2 protein-coding genes are annotated in these 989 nt (G+C 58.9%); both read left to right on the top strand.

The window, feature by feature from the left end; translation table 11 throughout:
* Positions 1-103 precede the first annotated feature (103 nt).
* A complete protein-coding gene (locus EN780_RS35110; RefSeq protein WP_128276531.1) occupies positions 104-637 on the top strand; it encodes a sarcosine oxidase subunit gamma in 534 nt (177 codons plus the stop codon).
* A gap of 109 nt (positions 638-746) precedes the next feature.
* The coding region (locus EN780_RS35105) for an aminopeptidase P family N-terminal domain-containing protein (RefSeq protein WP_189557041.1) at positions 747-989 on the top strand (243 nt) is incomplete at its 3' end.

Raw genomic sequence — 989 nt, 5'->3', positions numbered from 1 at the left:
GAGGAGGGCGCTGAGATCGTCGCTGCCTATCCCATGAAGGGCCAGACGGTTCGAGCCCGGATAGTCTCGCCTATTTTCCTCGACCCGAAGGGTGAGCGACTCCATGGCTGATGGTTCGAACATGGGCGGGTTTGAGATGGCGGCCTATGACTGCTCGATCCTGCAATTCGAGGGTTGGGACGGCGCAATGGCAAAATTTGAGGTGGTACTGAATAGGATACTGGGCGAGCCTTTGCCGAACAAGGTCGGCGACACTGCTCGTCATGACGATAGGCTCGTCATTCGGATCGCGCCGCGCCGGTTTTGGCTGCTTTGCGACGGCCCGCCGCCTGTGATCGACGTCGACGCGGAATTCGGCTGCACACTCCCGCTCGGCGAGGGCAGGATTCGGCTCCGGCTGTCTGGCAGGGGCCTCAAACAGGTGCCGGAGCGGTGTGTCGCGGCGGATTGGGAGACACTGGGAGATGGACGGGCAATCCAGACGGGCCTCGATCATATGCCGGTGCTGCTGCTGCGCAGGAGCGGGTTCGAATGCGACCTCCTTGTCCCGCGCAGCCTTAGCAAGGGGCTGATGGATTGGATTGCCGACGCCTCCGCATCGGACCGGTACCTGACTCCCTCGAACGGGTCGACCTAGGCTGCCCACTTAGCCAAGTACGATCGGATTCAAAGGCGCACTTGAAGAAAGCAAAACCAATTGATCGCCTCCTGCGATCGACATTTACCAAGATAGGAGAAAGCTGCTCATGCCCACCTCTAGGCAACAGGAACGCGTACCTGCATTTAGTCAGCAGGAATACCGCGAGCGCACTGCTCGGCTGCGAAAGCAAATGGCGGCGCGCGGAATGGATGCGCTGCTTGTCATGAACGAGAATAATATGAACTACCTCACCGGCTATGATGGATACTCGGAGTACGTTCCGCAGCTCGCTCTCGTGTGTCAAGACGATGAAGACCCGTGGCTGATTTTGCGCGAAATGGACACTTTG

It is taken from the genome of Mesorhizobium sp. M4B.F.Ca.ET.089.01.1.1, assembly GCF_004022605.1.
Taxonomy (GTDB): domain Bacteria; phylum Pseudomonadota; class Alphaproteobacteria; order Rhizobiales; family Rhizobiaceae; genus Mesorhizobium; species Mesorhizobium abyssinicae.
Note: the sequence above shows the minus strand (reverse complement) of the source record. Positions and strands in the feature narration are given on the sequence as shown.

Coding starts and splice junctions, on each gene's coding strand:
- EN780_RS35110 (WP_128276531.1), top strand. CDS start 104: ATGGCTGATGGTTCGAACATGGGCGGGTTTGAGATGGCGGCCTATGAC.